At 68.2% G+C, this 15656-nt stretch carries 14 protein-coding genes and 2 pseudogenes; 10 read left to right on the plus strand and 6 right to left on the minus strand.

Annotated features, from left to right (window positions below; genetic code table 11):
* The first annotated feature begins 107 nt into the window (after positions 1–107).
* A complete protein-coding gene (locus ACZ7J0_RS23630) occupies positions 108–440 on the plus strand; it encodes an ArsR/SmtB family transcription factor (RefSeq protein WP_470890462.1) in 333 nt (110 codons plus the stop codon).
* A 269-nt stretch (positions 441–709) separates the two neighbouring features.
* The gene (locus tag ACZ7J0_RS23635) at positions 710–1177 is read left to right on the plus strand and encodes a hypothetical protein (protein ID WP_470890393.1); all 468 of its coding nucleotides are present in this window, start codon (positions 710–712) and stop codon (positions 1175–1177) included.
* A 1-nt stretch (position 1178) separates the two neighbouring features.
* On the opposite strand, the gene ACZ7J0_RS23640 is transcribed toward ACZ7J0_RS23635, so the two are convergent.
* Complete coding sequence (locus ACZ7J0_RS23640; RefSeq protein ID WP_470890464.1) at positions 1179–1427, minus strand: ATP-binding protein; 249 nt, start codon at positions 1425–1427, stop codon at positions 1179–1181.
* A gap of 64 nt (positions 1428–1491) precedes the next feature.
* Here ACZ7J0_RS23640 and ACZ7J0_RS23645 point away from each other — a divergent pair, with 64 nt between their 5' ends.
* Positions 1492–2118: a hypothetical protein gene (locus tag ACZ7J0_RS23645; protein ID WP_470890395.1), complete on the plus strand. Its 627-nt coding sequence runs from the start codon at positions 1492–1494 to the stop codon at positions 2116–2118.
* Positions 2119–2172: 54 nt separating this feature from the next.
* Here the strand turns inward: ACZ7J0_RS23645 and ACZ7J0_RS23650 are convergent, their stop codons facing one another.
* Complete coding sequence (locus ACZ7J0_RS23650) at positions 2173–3003, minus strand: DUF4253 domain-containing protein (RefSeq protein ID WP_470890397.1); 831 nt, start codon at positions 3001–3003, stop codon at positions 2173–2175.
* Positions 3004–3427: 424 nt separating this feature from the next.
* The gene (locus tag ACZ7J0_RS23655) at positions 3428–4765 is read right to left on the minus strand and encodes an aminotransferase-like domain-containing protein (RefSeq protein ID WP_470890399.1); all 1338 of its coding nucleotides are present in this window, start codon (positions 4763–4765) and stop codon (positions 3428–3430) included.
* An 88-nt stretch (positions 4766–4853) separates the two neighbouring features.
* On the opposite strand from ACZ7J0_RS23655, the gene ACZ7J0_RS23660 reads away from it, so the two are divergent.
* Together ACZ7J0_RS23660 and ACZ7J0_RS23665 are read left to right on the plus strand one after the other, a co-directional pair.
* Positions 4854–5477, plus strand: coding sequence for a DJ-1/PfpI family protein (locus ACZ7J0_RS23660; protein WP_470890401.1), 624 nt, complete (start codon positions 4854–4856; stop codon positions 5475–5477).
* A 315-nt stretch (positions 5478–5792) separates the two neighbouring features.
* Positions 5793–6644 (plus strand): MBL fold metallo-hydrolase, encoded by an 852-nt coding sequence (locus ACZ7J0_RS23665; RefSeq protein ID WP_470890402.1) that lies wholly within the window; start codon positions 5793–5795, stop codon positions 6642–6644.
* Between the two features lie 755 nt (positions 6645–7399).
* Here ACZ7J0_RS23665 and ACZ7J0_RS23670 read toward each other — a convergent pair.
* Entirely contained in the window at positions 7400–7768 is a 369-nt protein-coding gene (locus tag ACZ7J0_RS23670) for a MerR family transcriptional regulator (protein ID WP_470890404.1), read from the minus strand.
* A gap of 58 nt (positions 7769–7826) precedes the next feature.
* Positions 7827–8852: an MDR family NADP-dependent oxidoreductase gene (locus ACZ7J0_RS23675; RefSeq protein WP_470890406.1), complete on the minus strand. Its 1026-nt coding sequence runs from the start codon at positions 8850–8852 to the stop codon at positions 7827–7829.
* Between the two features lie 398 nt (positions 8853–9250).
* Here ACZ7J0_RS23675 and ACZ7J0_RS23680 point away from each other — a divergent pair, with 398 nt between their 5' ends.
* Complete coding sequence (locus tag ACZ7J0_RS23680; RefSeq protein ID WP_470890408.1) at positions 9251–10789, plus strand: carboxylesterase/lipase family protein; 1539 nt, start codon at positions 9251–9253, stop codon at positions 10787–10789.
* 364 nt (positions 10790–11153) lie between these two features.
* Here ACZ7J0_RS23680 and ACZ7J0_RS23685 read toward each other — a convergent pair.
* Positions 11154–11567: pseudogene (locus tag ACZ7J0_RS23685) on the minus strand (ATP-binding protein).
* Between the two features lie 702 nt (positions 11568–12269).
* Here ACZ7J0_RS23685 and ACZ7J0_RS23690 point away from each other — a divergent pair.
* From ACZ7J0_RS23690 to ACZ7J0_RS23705, 4 genes and pseudogenes are all read left to right on the plus strand, one after another.
* A complete protein-coding gene (locus ACZ7J0_RS23690) occupies positions 12270–12608 on the plus strand; it encodes a MerR family transcriptional regulator (protein ID WP_470890410.1) in 339 nt (112 codons plus the stop codon).
* Between the two features lie 442 nt (positions 12609–13050).
* Positions 13051–13379 (plus strand): annotated as a pseudogene (locus ACZ7J0_RS23695) (alpha/beta hydrolase fold domain-containing protein); the annotation flags it as partial.
* Positions 13380–13482: 103 nt separating this feature from the next.
* A complete protein-coding gene (locus ACZ7J0_RS23700) occupies positions 13483–13695 on the plus strand; it encodes an alpha/beta hydrolase (RefSeq protein WP_470890466.1) in 213 nt (70 codons plus the stop codon).
* 133 nt (positions 13696–13828) lie between these two features.
* Positions 13829–15652, plus strand: a complete 1824-nt coding sequence (locus ACZ7J0_RS23705) for an ABC transporter ATP-binding protein (protein WP_470890412.1) — start codon at positions 13829–13831, stop codon at positions 15650–15652.
* Positions 15653–15656: the final 4 nt, after the last annotated feature.

The raw sequence follows: 15656 nt of genomic DNA on the forward strand, positions 1-15656 counted from the left end.
TCGGAACGCTCTTAGCTCGAGTGATCGGCACTGTAAGCAATACATGGATGCTTGTCCATGTATCAATGAATGGCTAAGCTGCGGTCGTGGCAGGACGGAGGGAAGCGATGCGCGAGGTGTCCCAGCCGGCGATTGAGGCGATCCGGATGGTGGAGGTGCTGCGCGCGCTGGCCGATCCGGTGCGGCTGGAGATCGTCCAACGGCTCGCCGTGACGGGCGAGGAGAGCTGCAACGCCATCGGCGGCGACCTGGACGTACATCAAACAACGCTGTCCCACCACTACCGGGTGCTGCGCGAGACGGGCGTCACCTGGACCACCGTCAAGGGCCGATCCCGGCTGGTGCGGCTTCGCCGCGACGACCTGGACGCGCTGTTCCCCGGCCTGCTCGACTCCGTACTGAACGGAGCTCGCCACACGCACTCAGCCGGAGAAGGCTGAGACCCTCCCTGTCGTCGCGCCCGCGGATTCCTCGGCGAACTTCCTCCCCCAGCCCGCGGGGGAGATGGGAGGGCGGTGTCTCATCAGACAGCCGGATCACCCCGCTCTCGTGATGGCTGCCACCACCCGCCAGGTAGTTGTCGGCACTCCGCTGCAAACGGTGACGCCCACACCTCCGGAGGGGTGAAATCTGACCCCCGGCGAGCTCTGAAACTGACCCCCATGTTGTTCGTCGTCAACTGCCCTGATCACTTCGGCAGGTGTCAGGCGTGGATGCCAGAATCGGCGGCATGACGCTGTGCGACTACTTCTCCGCCCCTGAAGACCAGGCTGCCCTCGCGGTCCTGCAGTCTCCGGGAGGACCAGGTCGGGCGGAGCTCGACGTGGTCCTCCTCAAGAACATCGACCCAGTCGTCGCGATTGCCCAGCTCGAAGCCATCATGACGGGCTGCAGCTATGAGGAGGCCAGCGAACGCCCACGGTCCGGGCAGCTGCTGTCATCGCCGGAAGACGGCCCGCCCTTTGTGGTCAGCTTGTCGGACACCCTGTTCGATGCCCTCGTCACGGCGACGCAGGACGACCTCGTTCGCTTTGCTGAGCCGTGGTCTAGGACCGACGAACTCCGGCAGATTCGGATCGGCGCCGAAGTCGCGGCGGACGTCTTGAAGGGCCTGGCTGGACTGGCTCAGCGCGCTCGGGCCTCCGGCCAGCGGTTGTATTGCTGGTGGGCGCTGTGAACTACCGGCGTCCAGCGCCGTTTTCCTTGTTCAGCAGTTCGCGTCGCTGGCGGGTGCGGTAGGAGTCGCCGGTCAGGGTGAGAACCTCGGCGTGGTGGACCACCCGGTCGATCATCGCGGCGGCCACGACGTCATCCGAGAAGGTCTCTCCCCACCGGCCGAAGGGGAGATTCGAGGTGACCATCACAGAGCCCTGCTCGTAGCGTGACGCGATGAGCTGGAAGAACAGGTTCGCCGTACCGCGCCGGATTTTCGCGCGTCACGGACCGGTCACAAACCCCACACAGCAGCTCAGCTCGGGCGAACATGGCGCGATGCGCACACACCACATCACCCTTCTCACCACGGTCGGCCTCCTCGCCCTCACCGCCTGCAATCCCCAGGCCGCCGACAACAAGCCCAGCACACCGCGCCCGACGGCTTCCGCGACCAGCACCTCCTCCACAGCCCCCAGCGCCAAGACCGCCACGCTCCCCGATTTCGTCGGCAAGGGGCTCCAAGTCGCCCAGGACGAAGCCCAGGCCGTCGGCTTCCACGCCCTCAAGTCCCACGACGCGCTCGGCCGGGCACGGCTCCAGGCCTTCGACCGGAACTGGAAGGTGTGCAGCCAGACCCCGGCGGGCGGTACGAACATCGATACGAAGACGACCATCGACTTCGGCACGGTCAAGCTCGACGAGACCTGTCCGGCCAGCGATGCCCCCGCACCCAAGCCCGCGGGCGACACCATGCCTCACTTTGTGGGCCAGGGCATGAAGGCCGTGCGGGCCGCCCTGCCGTCGAACGCCAGCATCACCGTCAAGGACGCCTCCTCACAGGCCCGCATGGTTCTCCAGGAGTCGAACTGGAGGGTCTGCACGCAGGCCCCGGCGGCCGGCGCCGCGTTCACCGGCCAGCCAGTAGCCTTCACCGTCGTCAAGACCGACGAGTCCTGCCCCTGATCGACATGCGGAAGTGAGCAGGGGTATGGCGCCAGAAAACACCTGAACGCTCCCTCAGTCCCACCAGAACGTCCAGTGACTGTTGCCCACCAGAGCCTCTTCCGCGTAAAGGCGCAAGGTCTCGTGTCCCTGCCAGATGTGGTCTGGGCAGAAGGCGAAGTGTTCCACGGCGACCGCGAGAGCTTCTCCTACCGTCTGGGGCGGTGCCGCCACGGACAGGTCCAGACGGTCGTGGGAGAGGGCAACCACCCTGACGCCGAAGCGGTCCTCCCATGATCGGAGAACAGCGCACAGACGAGCCACGTCGTTCTCGTGGTTGAGAGGCCCGGTCCAGCCGATCGCTGCCGGAAGGTCTGCGGACCGGAGCACGGGGGCCAGGGCGAGCCGAGGGCTCGAAAGCCGGTGCTTCACGAGGCCGGCGGCAACGTGGGCAGCAATCGCGTCCGGGGCTGTCGTCGCGAATTGCCCCAGGGTCAGCCCCGGCCAGTTGCCGGTATACGGGGCGATGGTCGCGCACTCGTCCCCTTCGTCCTCGTTTTCCTCCGTGTCCGCCACCGCAGCGTGCCAGAACTCTTTGAGGACGGCCTCCGCGTCGTGATCGCCGGGAGCCGACATCATGGCGGGATCCAGCTCGCTGTTCCACCAGCCCGCGATGCGCGCGTCGTCCTCAAGAAGAACAGGCTGAAGCCCCACCGCATCCCGGGCCGGCGCGTACTGGGCCCAGGCACCTGAAGCGGCGATCCCGTCGGCAACCCAGAGCAGTGGTTCGGGCCACGGGCCCGAGTGCGTTTCGGTGACGAGCGACCCTGGCGGCAAGCTGAGCCCCAACGTCTCACCCGAAGGTTCGGCTGACAGCACGGACAGGGGGTTTGCATCCATCGGCATGATGCCGAAGGTAGCGGCACCCACTGACACTTCAGTCACCAACCTTCCTGCGTTCCTATGTGGTGATTCACGCAGATCCGGTCGGAGCCGGATTCGTCGAGCCCCATTAAGGGTTCAACTTCGTAGCGGCCTCGGTCCGGGGCCCTGGTCGGGGCTGCCACGAACCGCGACCAGAGCCGAAACGCCACTTACAGGGCCGTCCGTATGCGAAACCGAGGCCGCGTTCGCAGGGCGAGCGGACCTGTGAAGAGCGGCACGGCGGTGGAAGGCTCGTGAACGTTTCGAGCGTCACCAGCCTGCGAAGACCGTGATTTCCTCATCCGTCTCGGGTCGTGCGCCGACCGGGTTTCCTCAGGCCTCCAGCGCCGACGATCCTTCGTACGCAGACCTCGGTGCGGGCAGGAATCGGCTGGTCGAGAGGAGTTCAGGCGTAGGCGTCCTCGAGAGCGACTCGTCGCACTGTACGCAGTGTCGACTGGAGACGGTCCAGGTCGGTCGAGCCCAGAGCGAGGCGGAGCGCCTGTGGTGTGTGCACCGATGTGGTGAACGGCTCCGCCGTGGATACCGAAATGTGCTGACGCGCGAGGGTGGCGGTCAGGCGATCGGCACGTGCGTCATCGGGCAGCGGCAGCCACGTGAAGTAGGACGAGGGGTGGCTGATGAGTGGTAGGCCTGCCAGCTCTTGTCTGGCCAGTGCTTGGCGGGCCTTGGCGTCGTCCCGCTTCTGCGCTTCCAAGTGGTCCACCGTGCCGTCTTCAAGCCAGCGGCAGGCGATCGCGGTGGTGAGGGCCGGGGTGTTCCAGGTGGTCGCCCGGATCGCGCGTTCGAGCGACGGCACCGTGGACGGCGGGGCGACGACGAAGCCGACCCGGAGGCCGGTGGCGATGCTCTTGGAAAGTCCCGAGACGTAGACGGTGATGTCCGGCGCGGTTTCAGCCAGAGGCGGCGGAGGGTCCTCGACCAGGTAGGCGTACGAGGCGTCTTCGATGATGAGCGGGCCGTGCTCTCGAGCGATCTCGATCAGGCGGATGCGGTCAGTTGCCGGCATGACCCAGCCCAGAGGGTTGTGCAAGGTGGGCATGGTGTAGATCGCGCGCACAGGGCGGGTCGCGCACAACTTCTCCAGGGCATCAAGATTCGGCCCGTTGGCGGTTGTGGGTATGGGCTCCAGGTCGAGGTGAAAGGCGTGCGCGAGCACCTTGAAACCCGGATAGGTGAGTGCGTCGACCGCGACGACGTCGCCGGCGTTGAGCGTGGCCATGACGGTGATGGCCAGGCCGTGCTGGGCACCGTTGGCGATGAGGATCTGTTCCGCGTCTGTGGTGATTCCTCGACGCCCCAGATGCCGTGCGATCGAGGCTCTGTCCTGGGGACGCCCTCGATGTGGTTGGTAGCGCAGCAGCGAGTCGAGATCACCAGAGGTGGCCACCTCTCGCAAGGCCTGCCGTAGCAGATCAGCTTGGCCGGGCAGCGACGGATAGTTGAAGTTGAGGTCGACCGCATCCCTGGCGACGACCTGCTGATCGATGCCGTGACCAGCGGGCACCTGGATGTCACGCACGAACGTGCCGCGGCCCTGTTCCCGGCTCACCAGGCCCATCGCTTCCAGCTCGGCGTAGACCCGAGTCGCGGTCACTACGGCGATGCCCTCGCGGGCGGCAAGCCCGCGGTGTGTCGGCAGCCGCACACCTGCGGCGAGCCGCCCCGTCCGGATGTCGGACGCGAGCGCGTCGACCAGTTGCTTGTACCGCGAGACTGCCATGCGCCGAATTGTATCCATGACAATTCTTTGACTGTCCTGGTCGCGGCTCCTTACCGTCAAGATCCACTCACCCGGAAGGACAGCCGCCATGCACATCGCCATCCTCACCTTCGAGGGCTACAACGAGCTCGACTCTCTGATCGCGCTCGGTGTGCTCAATCGCATCAAGACCGATGGCTGGCGCGTCACCATCGCCACCCCCAGCCCCAAGGTGACGTCGATGAACGGGGTCACAATCGAACAGATGTCAACTCTTGAGGAGGCGTGCGCGGCTGACGCCGTCATCGTTGGCAGTGGTATTGCCACCCGCGAGGTCGTCGAAGACCCAGCGATCATGAAGGTCCTGCGCGGCTTGGACCCCTCGCGCCAACTCATCGCGGCGCAGTGCTCCGGCGCGCTCGTGTTGGCCAAGCTCGGCCTGCTCAACGACATCCCCGCCTGCACCGACCTGATCACCAAGCCCTGGGTCGTCGCCGCCGGCGTTGACGTGCTCAACCAGCCCTTTTACGCCAAGGACAACATCGCCACCGCCGGCGGCTGCCTGGCCTCGCACTACCTCGCCGCCTGGATCATCGCCCGCCTGGAGGGCAACGACGCCGCCGAAGACGCGCTGCACTATGTCGCCCCGGTCGGCGAGAAGGAGGAGTACATCGAGCGCGCCTGGCGCAACATCACTCCCTACCTGCCCGCTCCCGCACCGGCGCTCGTCTGAACAAGCAGTCGCAAGCAGCGATGGCCGGCAAGCCACTGCTCCCTGACATCCTGGCTGGGCTGCCTGGCGGCAGGAACGCGGTCGTGCGGTCGGTGGCCCGGCGGCGAAGCAGTCGCCGCGCCCCGGGGTGTCGATCTCCAGGAGGCGCACCCGGGCCACCGTGTCCTTCGGCTGCGAAGGCCTGCCGGCCGCCGACCGCGCACCCCTCGTCGCTCACTGAAGCCAACCTCACGAGTTCTGGGTTTGACGACAGCCCGGCACGGGGCTGCACTGGATTCACGGACACTGCGGAGACTCCTCCTAGGGAGAGCAGTGATGACAAACATGGAAACGTTCAACCTTCTGCAGCCGTACAAGATCGCCGAGGAGACGTTCGTCATCCCATGGGCCCTCGAGGCTCCGCCGGTCGGCCACTTCCCGATGAACTCGATGGTGATCCGGGGAGCCGAACCGGTCCTCGTGGACACCGGGGCACCCGCAGTGCGCTCCCAGTGGCTGGAGGCAGCCTGGTCCGTCGTGGACCCCCTGGACGTACGGTGGATCTTTCTCACCCACGACGACCGCGACCACGCCGGCAACCTCCTGGCAGTCCTCGCCGAGTGCCCGAACGCGACCCTGCTGACGACATGGTTCTCCATCGGGCGCATGGCTGAGGAGTGGGAGACCCCCATCAACCGGTGCCGCTTCATGACCGACGGCGACACGATCGACGCGGGCGACCGCACTCTGGTCGCCAAACGACCGCCCCTGTATGACAACCCCACAACCCGAGCCCTCTTCGACCCGAAGACCAATGTCCTTTGGGCCGTCGACACCTTCGCCACGAATGTGCCGACCCCCATGCCCGAAATAGCAGCGCTGTCGCCGGACGAATTCCGCGACGGCCAGTTCTTCGGCGGAAGCCTGGTCTCCCCCTGGGTCGCCCTGCTGGACGCCCAAAAATTCCGGACGGTCGTCACCGACTTCCAACACCTGAACGCCGAGGTCATCGCCGGCTGCCATTGCCCGGTCCTCCGTGGCCCCCAGATCCCCGAGGCCTACGACCTCCTCCGCCAGCTCCCGGGAATCCCACCGTGGGCAGAGTTCACCCAGTCCGACCTGGACCAGTGGATGGCGGTTGCCGAGAGCTCGGTTCCGCCGGAGCAGCCGCGGCCGTCGGGGACGTGAGGGTCGCCAGTACTCAGCCTCACCGGGCCCGGTCACCGCTCGGCCACCGTCACCCCGCCTCGTCGCCGGATGCATCCTCCGCCGGGTCCGAGTCCCTGACCGAGACCGACCACCTTCGGCTGAAGGCCGTCGTGGGCCACTGCCCCGAACGCGACGCCCTCACCGGTCACGTCCGGTCCTTCGGCCAGATGCTCACCGAGCGCCAGGACGAACGGCTGCCGCTGTGGCTCGACGCCCTCCGGCGAGACGACCTCCTCAGCCTGTACACCCTCGCCGCAGGCATCGACCGTGACCTCGATGCGTCATCGCCGGTCTCACCCTGCCCCGGAATTCGTTGTCGAAGGACACGTCGACCGCAGCAAGATGCTCAAGCGCCAGATGTTCGGCCGGGCAGGCTCGATCTCCTCCGCAAGCGTGTCCTGCTCCACTCGTGAGCCACAGGTCAGACCGCATCATCAAGGAGCCCGAAGCCTTCAGGGAACCCTTCTGGGAATTCGCGCCGCGCCAGGTCGGACTCGGCTTCAGCCCAGGAGATCGATGAAACCGTTCCGCTGACCGCTGACCGCTGACCGCTGACCGCTGACCGCTGACCGCTGACCGCTCGACAGCTTGGTGACCAGGTGGCCGACGCCCTCCAGGGCCCTTGACCGCGTCGTCCGGCTCCGCCTGCTCGTCTTCACAGCTCTCGAGGTCACCGTGGCTGCAAGCAGTTCGGCGTCAGGGTCAGGTCGGGTGACGCGAGGGAATGGTCGACGTCAATCTCCGGCAGCCCGCCGCGCGAGGCTCTCGCGGAGCCCGGCCAGCCGGCCGATCTCGGCATCGAGGGCAGCGAGCCGTCGGCCGACGATCCCGGAGGCGGCAGCGCCGGGTGCGACAGAACCACAACGCGGCGGCAAGTCCTCGGTGAGCAGATGAAGGCGGTCGGCGCAACTTTGCAGGTCCTTGACGGTGAGTCCGAGGGTTAGCAGGTCGCGGATGATGCGGACCCGCGCGACTTCGCCGGGCCCGTACTCCCGCTGTCCTGAGGCCGTGCGGACGGGCGGGGGTAGCAACCCGCGTTGCTCGTAGAACCGCAGTGCCCTGGGCGTGGTGCCGGCCGCCGCTGCCGCTTCGCCGATCCGCACTGTCTCCCACTCCTTGTCTCTGCCCGCCCACCTGCGGAGCCGCCGGCGCATCGCCGAGCTACAACTCCACGACGACAGCGCCGAAGTGTCGGCCCTCGATCAATTCCTGCAACGCGTGCGGTGCGCGATCAATGCCCGCGATCCGAGTGTGAGGGAAGCTGATCTTGCCGGAGCGCAGCCACTCACCGAAGCGACCGGTCCACTCCTTCTCCACATCAGGGTGGTCGGCACCGCTGTATCCGCGCAGCGAGATGCCCTTGACCACGAGGCGGAAGGCATCGATCTCCACCGGCGCGCTGCCGCCGGCCCTCTGCGCCGACAGCTGTCCCGACAGAGCCCCCACCAAGGCGAAGCGCGCGCCCTGCCGCGCCGCACCGAGTGCTGCGATCAGCTGCTCTCCCGCGACGGTGTCCACCAGAACGTCGATGCCCTCGGGCGCTGCCTCGGCGAGCTGGTCCGCGACGGGCCGGGTCCCTCGCAGCACGACCGCGTCGTAGCCCAGCTCGGAAACCAGCCGCTCCGCCTTCTGCGGCGAGCCGGTGCTGCCGATCACCCTTCTGGCACCCAGTAACCGGGCGATCTGCCCCGCCATGGAACCCACCGCTCCCGCCGCTCCGGTGACGAAGACCACGTCACCCACGCGGACGTCGGCCAGGCGGGTCAGCGCACCATAGGCCGCCGATCCCTGGGCAAGGTGCGCAACCGGATCCGGCAACGCATCGTCCAAGGGAGTGCACTCGACGGGGGACACCAGGGCGTACTCCCGCCAACCGCGCATGTGTGCCACGACGTCGCCCGTGCGCAGGGGACTGTCGTCCGGGGCGGCAACGACCTCGCCGACGGAGGGGCCGAAGAGGGTGTCACCACTGCGCAACAGAGGCAGCGGCACTCCTTCGACCTCCCCGCCGATCAAGGTACGCAGGCCGGGGAAGACCAGGAAGTACCGGTTCCTGACGAGCACTTGCCCTGCTCCAGGCTCGGGCAACGGCGTCTCGGCGACGACAAAGTGATCGTGTGTGGGCAGTCCCTCAGGGATGGCGGCGAGCCGGACTTCGCGGGTGGTGCGGGGCAGGGTTGTGCTCATGCGGAGGCTCCTGGGCGGTTTCGGGCAGCGGCTCGGCATGTGTCCGCCGCGGGGCGTGGTGACGCTAACCCTTGACCTGCGCGTCAGGGTCAAGACGATCCCGGCCGGCCTTCAGGGCGGCGGCCTCCTGAGAACCCCGAACCCCGCGCCGGACTCTTCCCCAAGGTCGGGCTTCGGCCGCTGTGCCTCCGTGCCGCTCGCTGTGTCGACGTGGATGTTCTCGTGGTCGACGCCGGCCCGCAGCAGGGCGTCGACCTGTAGTCGGCGGTGCCCTCTTCCATGAGTCCGGGCCATCCGTAAATGGATGGCACGCATCTTGATGCAGCGGGATGATCCGGGTGTTCTGGTCGACGCGAACCCTTGTGATCGCGCTCCACCTGCCCAGCGAGGGAGTTGTGATGACCGTTGTCGCGTCCGAGCCGGCCGGGTCCCAGCCCGAAGTCCGCGCGGTGGCCGGGGCGTTGCGCGGCAGCCGGGAGGCGGGTGTGGCGGTCTTCCGTGGCATCCCGTTCGCCGAGCCGCCGGTCGGCTCGCTGCGTTTCGCCGCGCCCCAGCCGGTACGGGCATGGGACGGCGTGCGGACGGCGGTGTCGTACGGACCGCCGCCCCCTCAGGGCGGCGCTCTCGGCATGGCCGCGCTGTCGCAGGATGCGATGGGCGACGACTGGCTGACGGTCAACGTCTGGTCGCCCGAGCCGGGCCCGGCTGCGGGGCTGCCGGTGATGGTGTGGATCCAGGGCGGTGCCTACACGGTCGGCATGTCCGGTCTTCCCGAGTACGACGGCGGGCGCCTGGCGCGTGACGGCGGCGTCGTCGTGGTGACGTTCAACTACCGTGTGGGACTTGAGGGTTTCGGACAGATCGAGGGCGCGCCCGCCAACCGGGGTCTGCTGGACCAGGTCTCCGCTTTGGAGTGGGTGCGTGACAACATCCGTCCCTTCGGCGGCGACCCGGACCGCGTCACGGTCTTCGGCCAGTCGGCGGGCGCCGGATCGGTCGCCGCGCTGCTGGCGATGCCGCGTGCGGCCGGGCTCTTCGGCCGGGCCGTCGCGCAGAGTGTGCAGGGCACGTTCTTCTCGCCGGAGCTCGCCGCCGACATCGCCACCTCCTGCGCCGCCGAGCTGGGATTGCGGCCCACGGTGGCCGACCTGTCCACGGTGACCCCGGCCCAGCTGTCCGCCGCCGGTGATGTGGTCGGCGGCAAGATGGCCCAGTGGACGGAACGCTGGGGTCAGGCCGCGCACAGGTCGATCCCGTTCTCGCCGGTCGTCGAGGGTGATGCTCTGCCTGTCGCTCCATGGCAGGCCCTGGCCGACGGCGCCGGCCGGGAGATCGAACTCCTCGTCGGCCACACTCGCGACGAGCAGCGGCTGCTCACCGCGCTCGACGGCCTGCTCGGCCAGGTGACACAGGAGCAGGCGGCAACCGCCCTGCACGTCTTCGGCCCCGGCCAGGACGGCGCACGCCGTTACCGTGACGGCTTTCCGGCCGCGGGCCCCGACGAGCTGTACGAACTGGTCCACTCCGACTGGCTGTTCCGCATGCCGAGCCTCCACCTCGCCCAGGCCCAGACCGCCGCCGGCGGCCGTGCCCACGTCTACGAGCTGACCTGGACCGCCCCGGGCATGGGCGGTGCCCTCGGCGCCTGTCACGGCCTCGACGTGCCGCTCACCTTCGGCAACCTGGACCGCGGCCAGCCCGCCATGCTGATCGGCGAAAGCCCTTCCCCGGAGGCTGAGGCGCTGTCCGCACGCATGCGCGCCGCGTGGACGGCGTTCGCCGCCCACGGCGACCCCGGCTGGACCGCGTACGACACCGAGCAACGCCTCGTGCAGCTCTTCGATACCCGGCCGGCCGTCACCGCCTACCCGGAGGAGACCTCGCGCCTGATCTGGCAGGACCAGACCTTTGCGGTACTGCCGCTGATCGGCCGGTAGCCTCAAAGCCACGGATCATGGATGCCGGTGCGTCCTCGGCCGCCGCCGCGTCTGGGGACCCGGCCACCAGTGTTGAAGAAGACCTGTTCGGGCTTCCGGCCGCCGACGCGATGCCGCCGACCCTCCTGACCGCAAAGACGGCCCTGGCGCGCCTGGTCTTCCCGGCGGCACGCTTCAGCGGTCTCGGCACCTCGCTGGCGGCCTGCTCGCATTGGCCGAGGCCACCACGGACGCCGCCGTCACCGGGCAGGCGCGGCTTCGAGGTTCGTCAGGACGAGCAGAGCGCGCAGAGCGCTCGACCAGTGCACATGCGACGGCGGTTGGGCGCGGTCCAGGCGTGGTGCCTGGGTGGCGAGTAGTCCGATCAGCTCGTCGCGCCTTGGCGGCGGACTGTGGACTCCGAGAGGTTGTTGGCGCCGGGGGCGACTGCGATGTGGGTGGCGCGGACGAGGCGGTTGACCATGGGCCAGCCGAAGCCTCCGGCGCCGCCGTTCAGGTCGGGGGTGCGCATGTCGCGGCGCCCGCGGGCTGGGGTCATGGACGGCCACCTCGATGCCGTCGGGGTGCGCGGTCACGTCCAGGGTCCGGGTGCCGCCTGCGTGGCGCAGGGCGTTGGTGACGAGTTCCGGGACGGCCGGGATCCCAGTGCCGGCGGCCTCGGCTCCGATTGGGACGAGGCCGCCGAGGAAGGCTCGGGTGCTCTCGCGGGCGTCGGCAACGGAGCGGTGGAGCGGGCGGTTGCGATGTTCAGGCTCATCGTGTCCGTCAGGTTCACCATGGTCTCTGGATCGCCAAAGCCCGGTCATGCCTGCGTGTTGCTCGCGCCCTGGCCTGTGGCGGGTAACCCGGCGAGGGCCGCCCTTGCGCCTTCCTGTCACTGTTCGAGGTCGATTACCTCATCACCGAACACGCGGAAATCTATGTTGGCCGGAGTAGACATTGGGCGGTGGTGTGGTTATGGTTTCTCTCGTAGCCGAGATCGAGAAGGGCCCGGCAGAGGTGAACTGCCGGGCAGCAGTACCCGCAGTTGCAGTTCGCAGGACGGTGCGGTGACGGAGTTTCGAAGCCAGAGCGGTTGCAGGACGGCGACGGGACTGGTGACCGGACCGGGTGGCCCGCGGTGATCAGGGGCCACCGTGAGCAGTACCGCAGTGGCAGTACCCGTAAGTGCAGTTCGCAGTAACAGCAGTACGCAGTTCCCGTTTGGTAAGTGATTGATCCAGAGGGAAGAACGGAGGGGCCGAGCACCATCAGGATCGCCCGGGCGGACGTCTTGAGCCCGGGTACCGCAGGACATCGATAGTGAGGTGGTCTCCGGTCAAGCAACCGCGATCCCCGCATCCCCGACAGCATCTCGGTCGGGTCGGCGGACACACAAGGCCGGCGCAGCATTGGGGCCGGCAGATGGTGTAGTAGTTCCTTCGGGGCCCTGGTGCCGTATGGCATCAGGGCCCCTCCATGCGTTCCACAGAGAGGTGAGATGACAGCAGACGACTCGTACGGCCGTCTCGACGACGACGACTACCCCGCCTACACCATGGGCCGGGCCGCAGACATGCTCGGCACCACCCCCGGCTTCCTCCGCGCCCTCGGAGACGCCCGCCTCATCACCCCACTGCGCTCCGAAGGCGGCCACCGCCGCTACTCCCGCTATCAGCTGCGCATCGCCGCCCGCGCCCGCGAACTCGTCGACCAGGGCACCCCGATCGAGGCCGCCTGCCGCATCGTCATCCTCGAAGACCAACTCGAAGAGGCTCAGCGCATCAACGCCGAATACCGCCGCGCCGCCGAATCAGCGAATCCAACGGCCGCGGCTTGAACGGGGACGCGCCTGCCGCCTCTCGGCGGGCCTGTCCGCACCCGCTCCAAGGCACGACGTGTACTCGTTTCCCCTGGGGTGACAGCATCCTGGCAGAGGACAGGGCCTCCACGGCCGAAGGGCAGGCGCCGATCGGTGCGTGATCCGATGGGGATTCCCGACAGTTGGCGGATGATCCCGTAGGTGACGGCCGCGAGGATGGCCGACATGAACCGCGAACTCGAAGCAGTCATCCCGCTGCTCCCCAAACAAGATCTGAGCGATCCGGTCGCCGCGCGCAAGAACTACGCCGAGCCTGCCGTCGCGCCGTCGACGCCGGACGCCACGGGCATGAAGGCCGAGGACCGCATGGGTGTCCGCCGATCCGGACGCGGCGGTGCGGATCTACCGCCCGGACCGCGCCCAGGGCGCCATCGTCTGGCTGCATGGCGGCGCATTCGCCATGGGGGACCTGAACACCGAGCATCCGTGGGCCACCCGGCTGCCGGAAGGCTTCGGCGCGGTGGTGATCCCGGTGGGCTACCGCCCGGCCCCGAGCACCCGTTCCCGGGCGCCCTCGACGCCACCTACGCCGTGCTGACCTGGGCGGCCGAGCTCGGCATAGCCCCGGCACGGATCGCGGTCGGAGACGGTGCCGGCGCGAACCTCGCGGCAGCGGTGTCGTTGCGTGGGCGTAACGAGCGGGGCCCGCAGATCGGCTTCCAGTTGCTCAGCGAGGCCTCGCTCGACGAGGGCAGGAGACGTGGCCTGCGCGGCACTCACCGATACGCCCTTGTTCCATCGCGGCAGGATCGCCGCGTCGTGGCGGCACTATCTGGGCTGAGCATCCGCCACACCGTGTGCCGCCCCCGCGCGGGCCGCCGACCTGTCCGGCCTGCCGCCGGCCTCTGTCTCCGCCTCGGAGTTGTGTCCGAACCGCGACGAGGACAACGCCTACACGCTGCGGCTGCTGCAAGCGGGCGTGTCGGTCGAGTTGCACGAGTGGCCCCGGACCTTCCACGGTTCGCAGTCGGTCCTGTCCGACGAGGGGTCACAGCGGCAGATCGCCGGACTCGGTGCCACCCTGCGCCGCGCCCTGGCCGAGTGAGGTCATAGCGGGCCTCCCACCGACGGTGACGAGCGGACGCCTGCCGATCGACACAGTCGGTGGGCCGACCCGGTTACGGCCATCGGCTCGATTACGGGCCTGGTCGGACGAGATTGACGAAGACGGGAGGGCGATGACCACCACTGATCTTGCCAAGGCGAGGGAGCAGCACGCACCACCCCCGGATCCCGGTCCCGGGGCGGGACAGAGCCTGACGGTGCTGCTGCGCCCTTATTACTGGGGTTTCGCGGCCGTTGTGATCCTGCAGGTCATCGGCGCTGTCGCGGGTCTGGCGCCACTGTGGGCGGTCGTCGAATTGGGTCGCACTTTGTTGTCGCCCGGCCCGATCGATCACGGTCATGTCTGGATCGTCGTGATCGCGGGTGCGGTCGGCTTGTTCGTCCGGCTGCTGTTCACGGCCGCGTCGTCCGGAATCGGACACGTTCTCGATGGTCGGGTGCAACTGACGTTTCGCCGGCAACTGGCCGCGCGGCTCGGGCGCGTACCGATCGGCTGGTTCTCCCGGCGCCGGACGGGCGAGCTGGCAAAGGTGGTGGGGGAGGACGTCAGTGCCATGCATCCGTTCATCGCCCACACCCCCGGCGAGCTCGTCTCCGCCTTCGTGGTACCGCTGATGTCTCTGATCTATCTCTTCACCATCGACTGGCGGCTCACACTGATCACGTTGATACCGGTGGTGCTGGCAGTGGCGCTGGTTCCCCTGATGATGACCCCGATCCGGCTGCGCGAGCAGAAGGAGTTCGACGCGGCCATGGGACGGATCTCGAGTTCCGTCGTCGAGTTCGTGCAGGGCATCGCGGTGGTCAAGACGTTCGGCGGGTCCGGGCGCGCGCACCGTAAGTTCCTCACAGTCGCAGACGATTTCGTCGGCACCTTTCACCGGTGGGTGCACGGCATCTCCCGGATCGCGGCGGGGATGCAGCTCGTGCTGTCACCGCCGTTCGTGCTGCTCGTCGTGCTGATCGGCGGTGCGGCCCTGAGGACGAACGGTGACCTGGCACCGGCCGACCTGCTGCCCTTCCTACTTCTCGGACTGGGGCTGACCGCCCCGGTGGCGGCTCTCGGCCACGGCTTCGACGAGATACAGGCCGCAGGGCGCGCCGTCGGCCGGATTCGGGACGTGCTCGACGTGCAGTCACTACCGGAGCCCGCGCGCCCGGTCGCGCCACAGGGGCACCGGGTGGAACTGCGTGACGTTCGATTCGGTTACGAGGCCGACCACGAGGTGCTGCGCGGGATCGACCTGGTGCTCGAGCCGGGGACGGTCACCGCGCTCGCCGGCCCGTCCGGCAGCGGGAAGTCCACGCTGGTTCAGCTGTTGCCGCGGTTCTTCGACCCGACCCACGGTTCGGTCATCCTCGGCGGTGTCGATCTGCGCGAGCTCGGCAGCCGGGAGCTCTACCGGACGGTTTCCTTCGTCTTCCAGGACATTCGACTCCTGCGCGCATCGATCGCGGACAATATCGCGCTGGCAGTACCGAATGCCGACCGCGACGACGTGGTTCGAGCCGCCCGGCTGGCGAACATTCACGATCGAATTCTTGCGCTGCCCCGCGGATACGAGTCGGTGATCGGTGAGGACGCCCGGCTGTCGGGTGGCGAGGAACAGCGGATCTCCATCGCACGCGCGCTGCTCGCCGATACACCTGTTCTGGTACTCGACGAGGCAACCGCCTTCGCCGACCCGCAAACCGAACAGGCGGTGCGCCGGGCCCTGGCGACGCTGGAGGGCGATCGGACCATCCTGGTCATCGCCCATCGCCCGGAGACGATCGCCGACGCCGACACCGTCGTGATGCTGGACAACGGATCGATCGTCGAGCGCGGCGAGCCCGCCGAACTGCTGGCAGCCAATGGGAAGTTCGCCGCGTTCTGGCGGTCGCACCAGTCAGCGAGCATCGACACGAACGATCCGGAGCGGGAGGAGCGGCCGTGACAAC

Source organism: Streptomyces sp. NPDC038280, assembly GCF_055600045.1.